This window comes from Streptomyces sp. NPDC107654 (assembly GCF_055639035.1).
In genome coordinates this window covers 210,386-228,163 of sequence record NZ_JBVKBI010000002.1, presented here as the reverse complement: position 1 = coordinate 228,163, position 17,778 = coordinate 210,386, and the positions used below count along the sequence as shown (strand labels likewise).

Genomic DNA, 17,778 nt, shown 5'->3' with positions numbered 1-17,778 from the left:
CTCCAGGACCCCGGTGCGGGCCCTGCCGTCGCCGCCCCGGTCCGTCACTACCGGGGCAGCACCAGGACGTACGCGGCCGGGTCGCGGTCCCCGGACGCCATCAGCGCCGTCCGCACCACCGCCGCCTGCTGCTCCAGGGAGTCCCGGAGCTTCTTCGGCGAGAGGTACACGACCGTGATGCCGAGGCGCTCCAGGTGCTCGCGCTTGCGGGCGTACTCCGACCACATGGCGTCGTCGTCCTGCCGGGGCGCGCGCGTGTCGAGTTCGACGGCGACCGCCTGGTCCGGCCAGTAGGCGTCGACGCCGCCGAGGTGCGGGCCGCCGGGCAGGCGCAGGTCGACGTTCCAGACCGGGTCGGGCAGGCCGTACTCGCCGACCATCCGGTACAGGCGGTCCTCGGCGATCGAGCGGCCCTCCGCGAGCAGGGCGTCCACCGCGTCCACCACGTGCGGGCGGCCGAGCAGCTTCGCCTGGGTCAGCTCGCGGACCACGGCCGCCGGTTCGCAGTGGCCGCCGCGCACCGCCTCGGTCAGCAGCCGCCGTACCGCCTCCGCGTCCGTCAGCGCCGCCACCGCGTCCGCCAGCGCCCGGGGCACCGGCGCCACCGGCAGTCCGGCGACGGTGTGCGGGGCGGGCAGGACGGGGGTGCGCAGGACGTGGACGTAGCCGGTGGAGCGCGGCCGGCGCGGTCGCGGGACGAGGACGTCCACCCGGTCGAGCGCGGACAGCGGCGGGCCGGAGGAGAAGCCGTGCAGGGCCAGCGCCGCGAGGCCGGTGAGCACCGCGTCCGCGTACAGCGGCGGGTGCGGGCTGCCGGAGGTCGGCTGGGCGGGGACGGCCGGTTCGGCCGCGCGGGCCGCGTACAGCAGGGCACCGTGCAGCCGCTCCTCGCCGGTGGGCGGCCCCGGGTGCAGCAGGATCACGTGCGGGAGCAGTTCCCGCCAGGGGCCGTCGGGGCGGCACTGCTCGGACAGCTCGGCCGCCGTCACCCCGTGGGAGCGGAGCCGAGCGGCCGTCACCACGCGGCGGTGGACGTCGGCGAGGTGGTGCAGGGGGCGGGGGGAGAGCGGGGCGTTGTGGGTCATGGCGACGGGATTCCCGCCCGCTGTCCCCCCTTTAACCGCTGTTACACGTCCGTCGAGAAATGCGGACAACACGGGACTAAAGGTCAGGTGTTCGGATGCCGAGTAGGGAGGCAAAACCCCTGGTCCCATCGGGTGCGAACCAGGGGTTACGGCTGTGTTTGCCCGGATTCCGTAACGGTCACCGACCGGGCAAGCTCAGGCCAAGGCTCAGCGGTCGGCGGCCGCCGCGTCGCACTCCTGCGCGCGCAGTGCCCGCGCCAGGTCGTCCCGCGCCTCCAGCACCAGCCGGCGCAGCGCCGGCGCCGCGTCCTCGTGCGCCTCCAGCCACGCGTCCGTCGCCCGCAGCGTCTCCGGGCGGTCCTGGTACGCCGGGAACAGGCCCCGCACCACGTCCATGCCGATCTGGATCGACCGCTCCCGCCACACCCGCTCGATCGCCGCGAAGTACAGCTGCGCGTACGGCGCGGTCAGCTCCCGCTGCGAGGGCCGGGCGAAGCCCGCGATCGTCGCCTCCACCAGCGCGTTCGACAGCGCGTCGGACTCCACGACCTGCGCCCACGCCTGCGCCTTCACCGCCGCCGACGGCCGCGCGGCCAGGCAGCGCACCTGGTGCCGCTTGCCCGACGCCGTGTCGTCCCGGGCCAGTTCGGCCGCCAGCACCGACTCGTCCACCGCCCCGTGCGCGGCCAGCGGCTCCAGGAACGCCCAGCGCAGCTCCTGGTCCACCTCCAGGCCCTCGATCTCGACCGTGCCGTCCAGCAGGTCCTTCAGCAGCTTCAGATCCGGCTCCGCCGACGCCACGGACGCGAAGAACCGCGCCCACGCCAGCTGGTGCTCGCTGCCCGGCCCGGCCTCCCGCAGCTCCCGCAGCGCCCCCTCGGCCAGCAGCTCCCCGCCGGTCTCCCGCCACTCGGGCGCCACGTAGTGCACCAGCGCCCCGCCGGCCCACGTGTGCAGCATCTGCAGGACACCGATGTCGGACTCGCGGCCCGCGAACCGCAGCACCAGGTCCACGAAGTCCCGGGCCGGCAGCAGCGCGTCCCGGGTCATGTTCCACAGCGCCGACCAGCACAGGGCACGCGCCAGCGGATCGGTGATCTCGCCGAGGTGTTCACGCAGCGTCGCCAGCGAGGTCGCGTCGAACCGGTTCTTGCAGTAGGTCAGGTCGTCGTCGTTGACCAGCACCAGCTCCGGCGCCTCGGCGCCCGCCAGCTCCGCCACGACCGTGCGCGGCTCGTGCACGTCCGTCTCCACACGGGCGTACCGCTCCACCGCGCCCCCGGGCGTGCGGCGGTACAGGCCCACGGCGATCCGGTGCGGGCGCAGCTCCGGGTGGGACTCGGCGGCCTCCTGCACGATCGCCAGCTCGGCGATCCGGGCGCCCTCGGTGTCCAGCAGCACCTGCGGGGTCAGCGCGTTCACCCCGGCCGTCTGGAGCCAGGACCGCGACCACCCCGTCATGTCCCGGCCACTGGTCTCCGCCAGCACCGACAGCAGGTCGCCCAGGCGCGTGTTGCCGTACGCGTTCCGCTTGAAGTAGCGCCGGGCGCCCTCCAGGAACGCGTCCTGGCCGACGTACGCCACCAGCTGCTTCAGCACCGAGGCACCCTTGGCGTAGGTGATGCCGTCGAAGTTCAGCTTGGCGTCCTCCAGGTCACGGATGTCCGCCGTGACCGGATGCGTCGAGGGCAGCTGGTCCGCCCGGTACGCCCAGGCCTTGCGGCGGTTGGCGAAGGTGATCCACGCGTCCTTGAAGCGGGTCGCGCCGACGTTGGCGAACGTGCCCATGAAGTCCGCGAAGGACTCCTTCAGCCACAGGTCGTCCCACCACTCCATGGTGACCAGGTCGCCGAACCACATGTGCGCCATCTCGTGCAGGATGACGTTGGCCCGGCCCTCGTACGAGGCCTGCGTGACCTTCCCGCGGAAGATGTACTCCTCGCGGAAGGTCACCAGACCCGGGTTCTCCATCGCGCCCAGGTTGTACTCCGGCACGAACGCCTGGTCGTACTTCCCGAACGGGTACGGGTAGTCGAAGTGGTCGTGGAAGAAGTCCAGGCCCTGCTTGGTCACCAGGAACACGTCGTCCGCGTCGAAGTGCGGGGCGAGACCCCTGCGGCACATCGCGCCGAGCGGGATCTCCAGCTTGGTCCCGTCCTCGAGGACCCGCTCGTAGGAGTCCGTCACGTAGTGGTACGGCCCCGCCACCACGCACGTGATGTACGTCGAGATCGGCTTCGTCTCCGCGAACCGCCACACGCCGTCGGTCTGTTCACCGGCGCCGTTGCTCCACACCGTCCAGCCCTCGGGCGCCCGCACCTCGAAGCGGTACGGCGCCTTCAGGTCCGGCTGCTCGAAGTTCGCGAACACCCGGCGGGCGTCGGCCGGTTCGTACTGCGTGTACAGGTAGACCTCGCCGTCCTCCGGGTCGACGAAGCGGTGCATGCCCTCGCCCGTGCGCGAGTAGGCGCACTGGGCGTCCACCACCAGCTCGTTCTCCGCGGCCAGGTCCTCCAGCGCGATCCGGGAGCCGTCGAAGACCTCGCCCGGGTCCAGGTCACGGCCGTTCAGCGACACGGAGGTCACGCGCGGCGCGACCAGGTCGGCGAAGCCGGCGGCGCCCGGCTCGTTGCAGCGGAACCGGATGGTGGTCACCGAACGGAAGGTGCGTGGTTCGCCGCCCCCGTCGCCGACGGCGGACCTCAGGTCCAGGGACACGTCGTAACCGTCGACGGACAGCAGGGCGGCCCGCTCCCGGGCCTCGTCGCGGGACAGATTCTCACCGGGCACGGACGGCACTCCCTCGTGATCGCGTGAATGGGGGCTGAACAGGACCGATCCTGCCATGAGCTCCTGACACGGGGATCGGGGAATGACACAGTGGGCAGCGGCGTTTTTCCGGGAAACGTTCCTCACGAGGAGAGACATGTCGGACAAGACCCCCGTCGACTTCTGGTTCGACCCGCTGTGCCCCTGGGCCTGGATGACCTCCCGCTGGGTGCGGGAGGTGGAGAAGGTCCGCGACATCGAGGTCCGCTGGCATGTGATGAGCCTCGCCGTCCTCAACGAGGACAAGCTGGACGAGCTGCCCGAGGGGTACCGCGAGATGCTGGAGACCAAGGCGTGGGGGCCGGTCCGCGTCGTCATCGCCGCCCGGCAGGAGCACGGCGAGGCGGTGCTCGGCGACCTCTACACCGCGCTCGGCACCCGCATCCACAACCAGGGCGAGGGTCCGGAGAAGCCGGCCGTGGCCGCCGCGCTGCGGGACGTCGGCCTGCCCGAGTCCCTCATGGACCACTGGGACTCCACCCCGTACGAGGCGGAGCTGCGCGCCTCCCACAAGGAGGGCATCGAGAAGGTCGGCCAGGACGTCGGCACCCCCGTCATCGCGGTGCCCGGCCCCGACGGTGAGCAGATCGCCTTCTTCGGCCCCGTCGTCACCCCGGCCCCGAAGGGCGAGGAGGCCGCCCGTCTCTGGGACGGCACCCTCGCCGTGGCCTCGGTGCCGGGCTTCTACGAGATCAAGCGCAGCCGCACCCAGGGCCCGGACTTCAGCAACCTGTGACCGCTCCGCGCCGGGCCCGTTCCCGTGCCCCGGCGAGCAGTTGCAGGTGCTCCCCGTATCCCTTCGCGTAGTACGCCGCCCGGTCCGGATCCGGCTCGACCAGCCGGGCCGGCTCGGTCCAGGCGGCGGTGTCCAGCGGGACGCCGTACCGCTCGGCGGCCGCGAGCACCGCGCCGCGCGCCCCCACCTCGCCCGCCGCCACCCTCAGCGGCCGGCCGAGCACATCGGCGAGCAGGCCCGCCCAGGCCGGGCTGCGGGTGCCGCCGCCGCACACCGCCAGCGAGCCGGTCAGGCCCGCCGCCTCCAGGCAGTGCCGGGCCGCGTAGCCGATCCCCTCGCAGGTGGCGCGGACCAGATCGGCGGGCGTCGACTCCAGGGAGACACCGAGGAGTTCGGCCCGCAGCCCCGGCTCCACGAAGGGCGCCCGCTCGCCGGACGGCGCGAAGTACGGCAGCACCCGCACCCCGTGCGCGCCGGGCGGGGCGGCGGTCAGCAGGGCGTCCAGCTCCTCGTGCCGGGCGCCCGTCGTGCGCAGCACCCAGTCCAGCGCCGCCGTGCCGACCATCGCGGGCATCGCCCGCAGCCAGTGCCCGGGCCGGTCGGTCGAGATGTACAGCCCCGCCGGTTCGCCGCCCAGGGCCGGTTCGGCGGTGGCGACCAGGCTCGCCAGGCAGGTGCCCACGATCAGCAGCCCGTCGCCGGGCGCGGTGACTCCGGCGCCGAGCGCGCAGGCGGGCAGGTCGTACGGGCCGTTCGCGAGCGGGGTCCCCGCCGGCAGCCCCTCGCCCCCCGCCTCGCCGGTGGCGATCGGATCGCCGACCGGGGGCAGCAGCCGGCGCCGGTGGGCCAGGCCGAGCAACTCCACGACCCGGTCGTCGTACACCCGGCCGTGCGGGTCCAGGAACGGCATCGACGCGTCCGACACGTCCGTCACCGCCCGCTCCGCGCCGGTGAGCCGCTGGAACACCATGTCCTTGCAGGAGACGGCCGCCGCGGCGGCGTCCAGCGCCCGCGGCTCGTGCCGGTCCAGCCAGGCCAGCAGCGGCCCCGGGCAGCCCGGGAACATCGCGCTGCCGGTGCGCCGGAAGACGGCCTCGAAGGTGCCGTCCGCCAGCCACCGGTCCACCAGCTCGTGGGCCCGGCCGTCCATCCAGGAGATCGCCGGCCGCACCGGGCGGCCCACCGCGTCCACCAGCCACACCCCGTCGCCCTGCCCGGTCAGCCCGGCCAGTTCCACCGGCCCGGGCACCCGCGCGGTCAGCGCGCCGAGTACGGCGACGACGGCGCCGTACACCTCCTCCATGTCCTGCTCGACGGCCCCGCCGCGCAGCTCCAGGCCCACCGGCCGGGCCTCGACGGCCAGTTCCCGCCCGTCCCGGCCGAAGGCGGCCGCCTTCACCAGGGACGTCCCCACGTCGATCCCCACCAACATGCCGACTCCTCAGGTCAGACAGTGCGCGAGCGGTTCCCCGCGCACCCGGCGGCCCACCCCGGCGGCGGCGGTCCGCGCGGCCTTCCCGCCACCGCACGGCCGGCCCCGCCCGGGTGCGGGGTGAGCACCACCCGGCCGGCCGGGACGCGCGACCGGGACTCCGGCGGGAGCGGTTCGCGGCCGTGGGTGTCCAGCGCCGCCGCCGTCCTCGGCCGGCGCGGCGCACAACGCGTCCTCGTCCGGCAGCGGGCCCCGGGCCGCGTCGGCCATCACCGCGCCCGGCTGCGGCAGCACCGGCCCGCGGGCACCGATCAGGGGGACGACGGCCGAGCGGCGCAGCAGTTCGTACGCCGGGCCGGCCCGGCCGCCCCGTCGGGCCGGCGGCTCGTGAGCCCGCGGGATGCGGCGCGGGACGGCGAGCGGCAGGCCGATCGTGGATTCGGCGGTGGCGGCGGCGCTGCGGCCGGGCGCGAAGGACACCCGTGCCCCGTGCCGTTCCGTCGCCTCCAGACCGGCGTCGACCGGTCCGCCCCGGCGGACGACGGCCGGGCGCGGTCCCGGGCAGGCGGCCACCGCACGCGCGGCACCGGAGGTCATCCGAGGGAGTCCCTCCTCTCGGCGGCGAAGACATGGGTGAGCCCGGCCGTCACCCGCACCCGCTCGTCGTGCACGTGCCTGTCCATCCGGGACCTCCGTCGGGGGGCGGTGGGGTCGGGCGGGTCGACGGCGCGAGCCGGCTCGACAACAGAGCGTGTAACGGCGGCGGAGGGCCGTCAATCCCCTGCGCACCGGGAAAGCACGCGGACAATCCCGCACCGGCGTGGGAAGTGCACAGGTGACTTCCCAGGAGGGGGTGCGGGCGAGTGCACGGGGAGCGGGAGGGCGGGCGAGCGGACCGCGTCACTCTCCCGCGACACGCCCCGCCCTTATTGATCAGAGGTCGTAATTGCAATAGAGTCGCAATCAGCGCCTCGCCTCGTGATCGTCTTCTCACCCTTCACGGCGGCGGGGAGCCGGAGCAACCGAAAGGCCCCCGTGTGTCGCACACGGGGGCCTTTCCGGGACACGGGGGTCAGCGCCGGGCGCGCACCCGCTGCCAGGCGTATCCGACGGCGGCCAGGGCCAGCGTCATCACGCCCGTCGAGTACAGCTGCACCCGGGTGTCCGGCTCACGGGCCATCAGGACGAAGATCGCGGCCATACCGGCCAGCGCGACCCAGGTCAGCCACGGGAACCCCCACATGCGCACGACCAGCTTGTCGGGGGTCTCGCGCTCGATGCGCCGGCGCAGCATCAGCTGGGAGACCGCGATGAAGATCCAGACGACCAGGATGACCGCGCCGATCATGTTCAGCAGCCACTTGAAGGCGCCGTTCGGGCTCCAGTAGCTGAGCAGGACGCAGACGAACCCGAGGACGCAGGAGACGAGGACGGCGATCCGCGGGACCCCGCCGGACAGCCTCGCCAGCGCCTTCGGACCCTGGCCGCGCTCGACCAGCGAGTACGCGATCCGCGAGGAGCCGTAGATGTTGGCGTTCATCGCCGAGAGCAGGGCGACTAGGACGACGACGTTCATCAGCTGGCCGGCACCGGGGATGCCGAGGTGGTCGAGGGTGGCGACGTAGGGGCCCTTCTCGACGACCTCCTTGGCGTCCCACGGGATCAGGGTGACGACGACCGCCATGGAGCCGATGTAGAACAGGGCGATGCGCCACATCGCGGTACGGACGGCGGAGGCCACGCCCTTGACCGGGTTCTCCGACTCGGCCGCGGCGATGGTGACCGTCTCCATGCCGCCGTAGGAGAAGACGGACGCGAGCAGGCCGATGATCAGGCCGTCGCTGCCGTGCGGGAAGAAGTGGGCGAGGTGCGAGGTGCCGGGGGAGTCCGTGCCGGGCAGCACGCCGGCGATGGCCAGGGCGCCCAGGATCAGGAACAGGCTGATCGCTCCGACCTTCAGCGCGGCGAACCAGAACTCGAACTCGCCGAAGTTCTTCACGGCGGCCAGGTTCGTGCCGCAGAAGACGATCATGAACAATGCCACCCACATCCACTCCGGCGTGCCGGGCAGCCAGCCGGTGACGATGTGCGCCGCGCCGATGCCCTCCAGGCCGACCGCCGTGCACAGCAGCACCCAGAACGACCAGCCCGCGGCGAAGCCCGCCCAGGGGCCGATCGCCCGCTCGGCGTGCGCGGAGAAGGAACCGGAGGAGGGGTAGGCGGCCGACATCTCGCCGAGCATCCGCATCACCAGCATCACCAGGAGGCCGGAGACGGTGTAGGCGATCACGATGGACGGACCGGCGGCGGCGATGCCCGCCCCGGAACCGACGAACAGGCCCGCGCCGATGACCCCGCCGAGGGCGATCATCGACAGGTGGCGCTGCTTCAGGCCATGGGAGAGGGAGCCGTCCGCGCGCTGTTGCGGCGGAGTCTCCCGGGTCGTGCTGCTGGGCATGGGCGCGGCTCTCCCAGTGCGAGGGGGCGGGAAAAAACCCCGCCAGTCTGGGCGGACCGTCCGCTCACGCGAAGAGGTTGCCCACTATCCGGACGCCGGCCGCACGCAAGGTGAGGGGCCGGCTACCGACTGGCGGTGCGTGCTTTGGTGGGACCCTACAGTTCTCGATCCATGCGCGGAAGTGAGCGGAACGTCTCTGCCTCCGTGACTGGTATCACGCCCGGCCATGTGTAAGCGGCCCCGTTTGTGTGAAGCACACCAAGCCGCCGTCGCCGCCTTTGTCGACCACTGACGGTGATCGCGCGAGCGCGCCGGTATAGCGTCTCGGTGTCCCGACGTGTCCACACCATCCCGCGGAGTCCCCATGAGCACCGCCACCGCCACCACCCGCCCCGGCGCAGTCCTCGCCGACCTGCTCCCCGCGTCCCGCGTGCGCGACGTCGCCCTCGTCGTCGGCGGCGCCGTGCTCACCGGCCTCGCGGCCCAGCTGTCGGTGCCCGTGCCCGGCTCCCCGGTGCCGGTGACCGGCCAGACCTTCGCCGCGCTGCTCGTCGGCACCTCCCTCGGCGCCCGCCGCGGCTTCCTCTCCCTCGCCCTGTACGCCGTCGCCGGCGTCGCGGGCGTGCCGTGGTTCGCCCAGGGCGCCTCCGGAACCGGCCTGGTCTCCTTCGGCTACGTCCTCGGCATGCTGCTGGCCTCCACCCTCGTCGGCGCCCTGGCCCGCCGCGGCGCCGACCGCTCCCCGCTGCGCATGGCCGGCACGATGATCCTCGGCGAGGCCGTCATCTACGCGGTCGGCGTCCCCTACCTGGCACTGGCCGCCCACCTCTCCGCCTCCCAGGCCGTCGCGGCCGGCCTCACCCCCTTCCTCCTCGGCGACGCCCTCAAGGCCGCCCTGGCGATGGGCGCCCTGCCGGCGGCCTGGAAGCTGGCCGGCAAGCGCTGACGCGGCGGTTCCCGCGCACGCCGTTCACACACGAGAGGCCCGCCGGGGTCGAGGAGATCCTCGACCCCGGCGGGCCTCTTCCGTACGTCCGGGTTCCGTGTGCCCGGGTTCCGTGTGTCCGGGCGGGATCAGCCGACGGAGAGCTTGTCGGCAGGGGCCTCGGCCACCGCGGCCGTGCGATTCGCCGCGATCCGCTCCTTGACCACGGCGATCACCAGCACGATCGCCGCGACCAGCAGCGACAGCAGCACGGTCTCCCGGCCGTCGTGCTCGGTGTCGGTCAGCATGTAGCCGAGGACGAACACGATCAGCGCGGCCGTCGCCCAGGTCAGGTACGGGTACAGCCACATCTTCACGACGAGCTTCTCCGGCGCCTCCCGCTGCAGGATCTTGCGCATCCGCAGCTGCGAGAAGCAGATGACCAGCCACACGAACAGGGCCACCGCGCCGGAGGAGTTGACGAGGAACAGGAAGATCGTGTCCGGGGACAGGTAGTTGAAGAAGACGGCGACGAAGCCGAACACCACCGACGCGAGGATCGCCGCCATCGGCACACCCCGGCTGTTGACCCGCGCGAACACCTTCGGCGCGTCGCCCCGCTCGCCGAGCGAGAAGGCCATGCGGGAGGCCGTGTACAGGCCCGAGTTCAGACAGGACAGCACCGAGGTCAGCACGATGAAGTTCATGATCTGGCCGGCGTGCGCGATGCCCAGCGAGTTCAGCGCGGCGACGTAGGAGCCGTCCTTCGCGATGGCCGGGGAGTTCCACGGCAGCAGCGAGACGACGACCAGGATCGAGCCCAGGTAGAAGACGCCGATCCGCCAGATGATGCTGTTGGTCGACTTGGTGACCGCCTGCTGCGGGTTCTCGGACTCACCGGCCGCCAGGGTGGCGATCTCGCTGCCCATGAAGGAGAAGACGACCAGCAGCACGCCGGTGAGGATCGAGCCGGGGCCGTGCGGCAGGAATCCGCCGTGCGAGGTCAGGTTGCCGAAGCTCGCCTGGTCGGCGTGGACGCCCGGCAGGACACCGAAGATGGCCAGCAGACCGACGACGATGAACGCGCCGATCGCCACGACCTTGATCCCGGCGAACCAGAACTCGAACTCGCCGTAGGAGCCGACGGAGACCAGGTTGGTCGCGGTGAGCACGCTCATCACGATGAGCGCCCAGACCCACTGCGAGATGCCCGGCATCCAGTCGTGGAGGATTCCGGCGCCGGCGGTCGCCTCGACGGCGAGCACGACGACCCAGAAGAACCAGTAGAGCCAGCCGATGGAGAAACCGGCCCAGCGGCCCAGCGCGCGGTCGGCGTGCGCGGAGAACGAGCCGGAGGTCGGGTTGGCCGCGGACATCTCGCCGAGCATGCGCATCACGAGGACGACGAGCGTGCCGACGAGGGCGTAGGACAGGAGGATGCCGGGTCCCGCGGTGGCGATACCCGACTTGGAACCGACGAAGAGGCCGGCTCCGATGACACCACCGATCGCGATCATCGACAGGTGACGGTTCTTGAGTCCTGCTTGGAGGCCCGAACCAGGGGTCATGGTGGGGTTTCCTTTGCGCCAGGTGTGGGGCTACCCGTACGAGCGGTGTACGAGTCGGTCCAGTGAATCCGAGGCGAACGGATTCGGGAACCTCTGAATCCGTATCGTTACTTGAGGTTCCCTTGAGGTTCTATGGCCTCGCTCACACTTTTCGGGCGTATTCGCCCCCCGCACCCTGAGGCTGCCGCCCCTGAACGGCCGTGTCACACTCGTGGCATGCGCGTGTATCTCGGCTCCGACCATGCGGGCTACGAACTCAAGAACCACCTCGTCGAGTGGCTGAAGGCCGCCGGCCACGAGCCCGTCGACTGCGGGCCGCACATCTACGACGCCCAGGACGACTACCCGCCCTTCTGCCTCCGCGCCGCGGAGAGGACGGCCGCGGACGCGGACGCCCTCGGCATCGTGATCGGCGGTTCCGGCAACGGTGAGCAGATCGCCGCGAACAAGGTGAAGGGCGTGCGCGCGGCGCTGGCCTGGAGCGAGGAGACGGCGGCGCTCGGGCGCCAGCACAACGACGCCAACGTGGTGGCCGTGGGTGCGCGGATGCACAGCACCGAGGAGGCGACCAGGTTCGTCGAGATCTTCCTCGGCACGCCGTTCTCGGGCGACGAGCGGCACATCCGCCGCATCGACATGCTGTCGGACTACGAGACGACCGGCGACCTCCCCCCGATCCCGGCCCACCACCCCCAGCAGTAGCCCTTCGGCCCACCCGCCCCTCCGCCCGGCCCGGCCCGGCCGGCCGGAGGGGGTCCCGGCGGAGCGGCGTCGGCTCGGCCCGCTCGCCGGCCGCGTGGGCGACGGAGCGAAAGGACACCCCTCCGTGCCAGAAGGGCACACCATCCACCGGCTGGCCCAGGACTACGCCGACCGCTTCCTGGGCAGGCCCGCCCGCGTCACCAGCCCCCAGGGCAAGTTCTCCGACGCCGCCGCCCTCCTGGACCGCACCGAGCTGACCGCCACGGAAGCCCACGGCAAGCACCTCTTCCTGCGGTTCCGGCACGCCGACTGGGTCCACATCCACCTCGGCCTCTTCGGCAGGGTCGGCTTCGGCGAGGCCCCGCCGCCCCCGCCGACGGACACCGTCCGGCTCCGGCTCGCGAACGACACCGCGTACGTCGACCTCCGCGGCCCCACCACCTGTGCCCTGATCACGGACCCCGAGAAACGGGCGATCCACGACCGCCTCGGCCCCGACCCGCTCCGCGCGGACGCCGACCCGGACGCGGCGTACCGGAGGATCTCCCGCAGCCGCACCACGATCGCCGCGCTCCTCATGGACCAGAAGATCGTCGCCGGCGTCGGCAACGTCTACCGCGCCGAGGTCCTCTTCCGGCACGGCATCGACCCCTACCGCGCGGGACGGGACATCACCCCGGCCGAATGGGAGGCGCTCTGGACCGACCTGGTCGAGCTGATGAGGGAGGGCGTACGGAACAACCGGATCGACACCGTCCGCCCGGAGCACACCCCGGAGGCGATGGGCCGCCCGCCCCGCGTGGACGACCACGGCGGCGAGGTCTACGTCTACCGCCGCGCCACCCTGCCCTGCCACGTCTGCGACGGCGAGATCCGCACCGCCGGCCTCGCCGCCCGCAACCTCTTCTGGTGCCCTGCCTGTCAGAACCGGTGACCCGGGAGGCGGTGTCCCGGGAAACGGTGGCCTGCCGAGCGGCGGACTAGAAGCCGTGCGGCAGCCACGGGGCCACCGGGGACCCGAAGCCCACCGACGCCTCCGCCAGCGCCCCCGGCCGCAGCTCGCGTACCCGCCCGGCCGCCGCCAGCGACAGCAGGCTCACCCCGCCCAGGTAGGCCGCGCCCAACTCCCGCACGGACAGGGCCAGATCGGCACCGTCGGCCGTACGCTCGCAGGACGCGCCCTTCGGGTCGCCGCTGAGCCGCCAACGCCCCGCGTTCCAGGGGCAGAAGGCGTCCTCGACCTCGAAGACCAGATCGACGGGCGTCAGATACGTACGCGCCGACAGGGCCGCTCCCACGTCCACGAGCCGGACGTATCCCGCGTCCCGCCGCTGCGGCAGACAGCGGCGCAGATCGGAGACCAGGTGCTGCCAGGCGTCGTCGACCGGCCGCCCCCGCACCCGCAGCGTCGTCATCAGGTCGACGCCGAACAGGAAACGCCACAGCGCGCCCTCGCTCGCCGGATCGAGCGCGCCCAGGTCCTCCAGGGTCACCGTGCCGTCGTGGCCGCTCGGCCCCCAGCTCATCTTGGTGCGGAAGCGGGCGTACCCGGTCACCTCGCCGTCCCGTTCGGCGACCACGCACTGCAGGGCCGACGCCCCCTCCCGCTCGCTCTCCGGGTCGAGCAGCCCGGCCCGTTCCCAGCCGGGCCGGCGCGCCAGCATGCCGGGGCGCCGGGGCACGAGCGCCGCGTACACCGCCTCGCACTCCTCCAGGACGTCCGCGGGCGGCGCGTACCGCACACGCACCTCGTCGGTGCCCGCCGGCAGCGCCGGCGTCACCCGGCCGGTGTCGATCTCGGCGCCCAGCTGGAAGGTCGCCATGCCGTACCCGAAACGGCCGTAGATCGCGGGCTCGGAGGCGAACAGCGCGGCCAGCGGCTCGTCCTTGGCGCGCGCGTCGTCCAGCAGCCGCCGCATCATCGACGTCATCACCCCGCGCCGCCGGTGCGTCGCGGCCACGCTGACCATCGTCACACCGGCCGTGGGCACCACGGCCCCGCCCGGCACGGTCATCCGGAAGCTGAACGCCCCGGACGTGCCGACGAGCGTGTCCCCGTCCCAGACGGCCAGCGAGCGGTCGAACTCGGTCAGCGACTTGTCCAGTTCACGCTCCTCCGCGGAGGCCGGTCCGCCGCCGAAGGCGCGGACCACGTGGTCCCACCACCGGTCGAACTCCTCCGGACGCAGCGTCTTCAGCTCGATCCCCTGGTCAGTCCCCATGAGCCATGCCTATCAGGGCGAAGCGGGACGAGCCAGCGATTTTCACACCGGCGGATTCCGGCGGGACACAGGCCCGAAACGGGCCGGGAACGCCGGGTGATTCCGGGGCCGTTCCGGGGGGAGGCCAGGGCGATTCCGGGGCGATTCCGGTGGGCGGGCGGCGAAGTGGAATCCCGCAGGGGGGACAAGTGGGACCTCCCGTGCCAAGCGGCCGGTCCGCTGGATAGGGTCGCGAACTGATGGCAGCAGGACGACAGCGGCGCTCGAAGGCCGAGACGCTCACGGCCCGGTGGAAGAAGCAGTGGCACCGGGTCCGCGTCGGCCTGCGCAGAAGCGCCGTGGACTACTTCCGCGGGGACGGCTCCGACTGGGTCGCCTTCGCCGGACTGCTGCTGACCGTCCCGGTGCTCGCCGCCATGACCCTGTTCGACTCGGTGTGGTGCTCCCCGGCCACCCTGGTGCTGCCCATCGTCGCCGGCGGACTCCTGCTGCGCCCGGCGAGCCTGCTCGGGCTGTACGCGGCGGCGGCCACCGCGCTGATCGTGGAGTCGGTGCGGCTCGGCCCCTACACCGAGGGCCCCTCGCGGGTCACCCCGGGCATCGTCCTGGTGGTCGCCGCGTGCGGCCTCTTCGGACTGCTGACCGCGCAGTTCCGCAGCCGGGTCGGCGTGCCCTGGCGACGCGGCGGCACCATGCTGTTCGACCTGCGCGAGCGGATCCGGGTGCAGAGCAAGCTGCCGAAGCTGCCGCAGGGCTGGCACCACGAGATGGCGCTGCGCCCGGCGGGCGGCCAGTCGTTCTCCGGTGACTTCGTCGTCGCGGCCCGCACCAACGGCGGCCGCACGCTGGAGGTCGTGCTGACGGACGTGTCCGGCAAGGGCATGGACGCGGGTTCGCGCGCCCTGCTGCTGTCCGGCGCCTTCGGCGGCCTCCTCGGCTCGCTGCCCCCGCACGCCTTCCTCCCGGCCGCCAACGGCTACCTGCTCCGCCAGGACTGGGACGAGGGCTTCGCCACCTCCATCCATCTCGTCCTGGACCTCGACTCCGGGGACTACGAGCTGTACACCGCGGGCCATCCGCCGGGGCTCCAGCTCAGCGCGGGCAGCGGGCGCTGGGAGGAGAAGGCGGCCGAGGGACCGCTGCTCGGCGTGTACGACGGCGCCCAGTTCGACCCCGTCAAAGGCTCGCTGCGACCCGGGGACGTGTTGATGCTGTTCACGGACGGACTGGTGGAGACCTCCGACCGGGACATCGTGGAGGGCATCGACCGGCTCACCGGCGAGGCCGACCGCTATGTCGCCGGCGGCTTCCACGGCGCCGCCTGGCACCTCATCGAGGCGGTGGCGAAGGACGTCAACGACGACCGTGCCCTGCTGCTGATCTGCCGCGAGGCGACGGCGAACGGCCGCTGAACCCCCCGGCCGACGTCCCGCCTCGTGAGCGGACGGGCCCGGAGCCGGCTCCGCCGGGAGACACTGGCCCCATGAACCACCTCACGCTCGCCGAGGTCGAGGCCGTCGCGCGCGCCGCCCACGAGGGGCAGACCGACAAGGCGGGACGGCCGTACGCCGAGCACCTCGCGGCCGTCGCCGAGGGCGTGCGCGCCCGCGGCGGAGACCCGGAGCAGATCGCGGCGGCCTGGCTGCACGACGCCGTCGAGGACGACGCGCTCCCCCGGGAGTGGCTGGCCGCCGCCGCCCTGACCCCGCGCACCAAGGCCATCGTGGACGCCCTCACCAGACGGCCCGGCGAGGAACCGGAGGCGTACGCGCGCCGGATCCTCGACACCCCGGGCGCGCCGCTGGTGAAGGAGGCCGACCTGGCGCACAACGCCGACCCGCGGCGGCTCGCGGTCCTCGACGAGCCGACCCGGACCCGACTGACCGGGAAGTACGCCCGGATGCGCGCCCTCCTCGGCGTCGAGCCCTGAGCCGGGGGACCGGCTAGACGCCGGCCTTCTCCCGCTGCCGGTGCCGCTCGCGGGCGAGTTCGGCCGCGTCCTGCCGGAACGCCCACTCCATCCGCGGCTCCATCGCGAACCGGAAGACACGCTGTGCCGGCCGGGTGCACAGCGCGGTGACGGCCGTCGCGGCGAGCACGGTCACCAGGATCTCGCCGAGCGGGCGGTGCAGCCAGGGGTGCTCGAACCAGCCGCGGTAGTCGCCGAACTTCACCAGGAAGCCGTGCAGCAGATAGCCGTAGAGGGTGCCCGCGCCGAGCGCCGTGAACCACATCCGCCGGCGCGGCACCCAGGCGAAGAAGCAGGCCGTCAGCAGCAGCGAGCAGCCCATCATGGCGAGCGTCATCACCGGGCCGCACCACCAGGGGGCGCCCAGCTCCTGGGCGGAGTCGCGGTGGTAGAACCACGCGGTGTTCATGCGCGGCACCGCCCACCAGCCGACCGCCAGCGCCGCCGCGAACACCGGCACCGAGGCGATCCGCACCGAACGCCGGCGCACCAGGTGGAAGTGCTCCTGCTTCATGCACAGGCCGAGCACGAAGTACGGCAGGAACTGCAGGACCCGCTGCAGATCGAGGTCGTCACCGATGGTCGGGCTGACGCTCGCCAGCATGGCGATCCCGAGGGCCAGCGGCAGCGGCCAGCGCACCAGCTTCCAGACGGGCGTCGTCAGCCGCCAGACGAACAGGGCGACCAGGAACCAGGTCAGGTACCAGGGGTCGAGGAGGCTGATCTCCTCGTGCGAGCCGGTGACCGCGTTCTTGAAGAGCGGATAGGCGGTCTCGAACAGGACGTACGGCACGGCGACGCCGGTGACGAGCCGCTTCAGCCGGTCCGGGCGCATGTCGAAGCTGCGGGAGAAGAAACCGGAGATGATGATGAACGCCGGCATGTGGAAGGAGTACACGACGGTGTACGCACCCTCCAGGATGCGGCTGTCGCCCTTCAGCGGCTCCCAGACGTGCCCCATCGCCACGAGCACGATGGCCAGGTACTTGGCGTTGTCGAAGAACGCGTCGCGCTGCCGCCCGGATCCCGGTCTGTCTGCCGCCTGTTGACGCCCGTGCTGCTGCCCCTGCCGGGTCTGCGCGCCCGTCGGGGTACGCGGAGCGGGCACTCCGTCCGCCGGCGGCTGTGCCGGGGGGAGCGGGCTGCGGTTCTGGCCGGGGGACGAGGCGGCGTCAAACATCTCAGGCACCCTAGCGTCGTCTGCGGGATTTCGTAAAACTCCCGCAGTCATTCCTGGTTATCGGGTTCGGGTACCCGCTCAATTACCGAACTTGCCTCCCTCGTGCACGTGATGGTGAGCACACTCAGGTCGCCGGTTCACCCGTGATGTACCGATTCATCCTGACTAATTGGGGCATAAGTCGTCTCTGTGTCATGAATTCGAATTACCTGCGCATGTGATGTGTGGGCACGGAAACGAAGTCGCGCAATTCCTCCGGGAGTCGGGCACCGGAAGCCCCTCGAATTACTGTGCGGAAGATCGCGCGGACCGGCACCGCCGCCGACGTTGTGTCATGCGCCGCATGGCGGGGGCGGGTTGGTGGCACGATGGTTCTGGCGGGGGTGCGCGGGCCGTACCTCCGGGCCGGGAGAGCGGACCGACCGAGGGTGTGATCAGTTGTGGCCATTTCACTGTCTGTGGTGCTGCTGTTGGCGATCATCCTGGTGGTGCTGATCCGGGGAGGGAACATCAAGGCCGGCCCCGCCATCGTCGCCATCCTCTTCGGTTTCTTCCTCGCCTCCACCGGCATGGCGCCATCGATCGATCGCTTCCTGAACTCGATAGCGGAGTCCATCAACTCGATCAGGTTCTGACCCGGCGGGGGAGCCGGCGGGCCTGAACGGGCCGCAC

15 protein-coding genes are annotated in these 17,778 nt (G+C 72.3%); 7 read left to right on the top strand and 8 right to left on the bottom strand.

The genetic code is table 11. The features are described from left to right. Positions 1 to 47: 47 nt before the first annotated feature. Together ACZ7N4_RS04110 and pepN are read right to left on the bottom strand one after the other, a co-directional pair. Positions 48 to 1,085 carry a hypothetical protein gene (locus ACZ7N4_RS04110; protein WP_471353500.1) on the bottom strand — a complete coding sequence of 346 codons (1,038 nt, stop codon included), beginning with the start codon at positions 1,083 to 1,085 and terminating at the stop codon, positions 48 to 50. A gap of 207 nt (positions 1,086 to 1,292) precedes the next feature. Then, on the bottom strand, positions 1,293 to 3,875 hold the full coding sequence (gene pepN, locus ACZ7N4_RS04105) for an aminopeptidase N (RefSeq protein ID WP_471353498.1): 2,583 nt from the start codon (positions 3,873 to 3,875) through the stop codon (positions 1,293 to 1,295). 136 nt (positions 3,876 to 4,011) lie between these two features. Here pepN and ACZ7N4_RS04100 point away from each other — a divergent pair, with 136 nt between their 5' ends. After that, on the top strand, positions 4,012 to 4,650 hold the full coding sequence (locus tag ACZ7N4_RS04100; protein ID WP_467925431.1) for a mycothiol-dependent nitroreductase Rv2466c family protein: 639 nt from the start codon (positions 4,012 to 4,014) through the stop codon (positions 4,648 to 4,650). On the opposite strand, the gene ACZ7N4_RS04095 is transcribed toward ACZ7N4_RS04100, so the two are convergent. The 3 genes from ACZ7N4_RS04095 to ACZ7N4_RS04085 form a co-directional block, all read right to left on the bottom strand. After that, the gene (locus ACZ7N4_RS04095; RefSeq protein ID WP_471353495.1) at positions 4,637 to 6,082 is read right to left on the bottom strand and encodes an FGGY family carbohydrate kinase; all 1,446 of its coding nucleotides are present in this window, start codon (positions 6,080 to 6,082) and stop codon (positions 4,637 to 4,639) included. The two genes, ACZ7N4_RS04100 and ACZ7N4_RS04095, sit on opposite strands and share 14 nt — an antisense overlap. Positions 6,083 to 6,091: 9 nt before the next feature. Then, positions 6,092 to 6,679 (bottom strand): Rossmann-fold NAD(P)-binding domain-containing protein, encoded by a 588-nt coding sequence (locus ACZ7N4_RS04090; RefSeq protein WP_471353493.1) that lies wholly within the window; start codon positions 6,677 to 6,679, stop codon positions 6,092 to 6,094. A 475-nt stretch (positions 6,680 to 7,154) separates the two neighbouring features. Continuing rightward, a complete protein-coding gene (locus ACZ7N4_RS04085) occupies positions 7,155 to 8,540 on the bottom strand; it encodes an amino acid permease (RefSeq protein WP_471353491.1) in 1,386 nt (461 codons plus the stop codon). Positions 8,541 to 8,904: 364 nt separating this feature from the next. Here ACZ7N4_RS04085 and ACZ7N4_RS04080 point away from each other — a divergent pair, with 364 nt between their 5' ends. Next, the gene (locus ACZ7N4_RS04080; protein WP_471353489.1) at positions 8,905 to 9,486 is read left to right on the top strand and encodes a biotin transporter BioY; all 582 of its coding nucleotides are present in this window, start codon (positions 8,905 to 8,907) and stop codon (positions 9,484 to 9,486) included. A gap of 128 nt (positions 9,487 to 9,614) precedes the next feature. Here ACZ7N4_RS04080 and ACZ7N4_RS04075 read toward each other — a convergent pair whose 3' ends face one another. Further along, on the bottom strand, positions 9,615 to 11,033 hold the full coding sequence (locus ACZ7N4_RS04075; protein WP_471353487.1) for an amino acid permease: 1,419 nt from the start codon (positions 11,031 to 11,033) through the stop codon (positions 9,615 to 9,617). Positions 11,034 to 11,249: 216 nt separating this feature from the next. Here ACZ7N4_RS04075 and ACZ7N4_RS04070 point away from each other — a divergent pair, with 216 nt between their 5' ends. Both ACZ7N4_RS04070 and ACZ7N4_RS04065 read left to right on the top strand, forming a co-directional pair. Further along, a complete protein-coding gene (locus tag ACZ7N4_RS04070; protein ID WP_471353484.1) occupies positions 11,250 to 11,735 on the top strand; it encodes a ribose-5-phosphate isomerase in 486 nt (161 codons plus the stop codon). 124 nt (positions 11,736 to 11,859) lie between these two features. Next, positions 11,860 to 12,669, top strand: coding sequence for an Fpg/Nei family DNA glycosylase (locus tag ACZ7N4_RS04065; RefSeq protein ID WP_471353482.1), 810 nt, complete (start codon positions 11,860 to 11,862; stop codon positions 12,667 to 12,669). A gap of 46 nt (positions 12,670 to 12,715) precedes the next feature. Here the strand turns inward: ACZ7N4_RS04065 and ACZ7N4_RS04060 are convergent, their stop codons facing one another. Then, entirely contained in the window at positions 12,716 to 13,957 is a 1,242-nt protein-coding gene (locus tag ACZ7N4_RS04060; RefSeq protein ID WP_471353480.1) for a GNAT family N-acetyltransferase, read from the bottom strand. A gap of 239 nt (positions 13,958 to 14,196) precedes the next feature. Between ACZ7N4_RS04060 and ACZ7N4_RS04055 the strand changes: the two genes are divergently transcribed. Together ACZ7N4_RS04055 and ACZ7N4_RS04050 are read left to right on the top strand one after the other, a co-directional pair. Further along, complete coding sequence (locus ACZ7N4_RS04055; protein WP_471353478.1) at positions 14,197 to 15,369, top strand: SpoIIE family protein phosphatase; 1,173 nt, start codon at positions 14,197 to 14,199, stop codon at positions 15,367 to 15,369. Positions 15,370 to 15,440: 71 nt separating this feature from the next. Beyond that, positions 15,441 to 15,887, top strand: coding sequence for an HD domain-containing protein (locus tag ACZ7N4_RS04050; RefSeq protein WP_471353476.1), 447 nt, complete (start codon positions 15,441 to 15,443; stop codon positions 15,885 to 15,887). Between the two features lie 13 nt (positions 15,888 to 15,900). On the opposite strand, the gene ACZ7N4_RS04045 is transcribed toward ACZ7N4_RS04050, so the two are convergent. Beyond that, complete coding sequence (locus tag ACZ7N4_RS04045) at positions 15,901 to 17,106, bottom strand: acyltransferase family protein (RefSeq protein WP_471353474.1); 1,206 nt, start codon at positions 17,104 to 17,106, stop codon at positions 15,901 to 15,903. Positions 17,107 to 17,546: 440 nt separating this feature from the next. On the opposite strand from ACZ7N4_RS04045, the gene ACZ7N4_RS04040 reads away from it, so the two are divergent. Beyond that, positions 17,547 to 17,741 (top strand): hypothetical protein, encoded by a 195-nt coding sequence (locus ACZ7N4_RS04040; protein ID WP_030345093.1) that lies wholly within the window; start codon positions 17,547 to 17,549, stop codon positions 17,739 to 17,741. The last annotated feature ends 37 nt before the right edge of the window (positions 17,742 to 17,778 follow it).

Coding starts and splice junctions, on each gene's coding strand:
- ACZ7N4_RS04110 (WP_471353500.1), bottom strand. CDS start 1,085: ATGACCCACAACGCCCCGCTCTCCCCCCGCCCCCTGCACCACCTCGCC.
- ACZ7N4_RS04050 (WP_471353476.1), top strand. CDS start 15,441: ATGAACCACCTCACGCTCGCCGAGGTCGAGGCCGTCGCGCGCGCCGCC.
- ACZ7N4_RS04075 (WP_471353487.1), bottom strand. CDS start 11,033: ATGACCCCTGGTTCGGGCCTCCAAGCAGGACTCAAGAACCGTCACCTG.
- ACZ7N4_RS04090 (WP_471353493.1), bottom strand. CDS start 6,679: ATGACCTCCGGTGCCGCGCGTGCGGTGGCCGCCTGCCCGGGACCGCGC.
- ACZ7N4_RS04100 (WP_467925431.1), top strand. CDS start 4,012: ATGTCGGACAAGACCCCCGTCGACTTCTGGTTCGACCCGCTGTGCCCC.
- ACZ7N4_RS04045 (WP_471353474.1), bottom strand. CDS start 17,106: ATGTTTGACGCCGCCTCGTCCCCCGGCCAGAACCGCAGCCCGCTCCCC.
- ACZ7N4_RS04085 (WP_471353491.1), bottom strand. CDS start 8,540: ATGCCCAGCAGCACGACCCGGGAGACTCCGCCGCAACAGCGCGCGGAC.
- ACZ7N4_RS04070 (WP_471353484.1), top strand. CDS start 11,250: ATGCGCGTGTATCTCGGCTCCGACCATGCGGGCTACGAACTCAAGAAC.
- ACZ7N4_RS04060 (WP_471353480.1), bottom strand. CDS start 13,957: ATGGGGACTGACCAGGGGATCGAGCTGAAGACGCTGCGTCCGGAGGAG.
- ACZ7N4_RS04055 (WP_471353478.1), top strand. CDS start 14,197: ATGGCAGCAGGACGACAGCGGCGCTCGAAGGCCGAGACGCTCACGGCC.
- ACZ7N4_RS04080 (WP_471353489.1), top strand. CDS start 8,905: ATGAGCACCGCCACCGCCACCACCCGCCCCGGCGCAGTCCTCGCCGAC.
- ACZ7N4_RS04095 (WP_471353495.1), bottom strand. CDS start 6,082: ATGTTGGTGGGGATCGACGTGGGGACGTCCCTGGTGAAGGCGGCCGCC.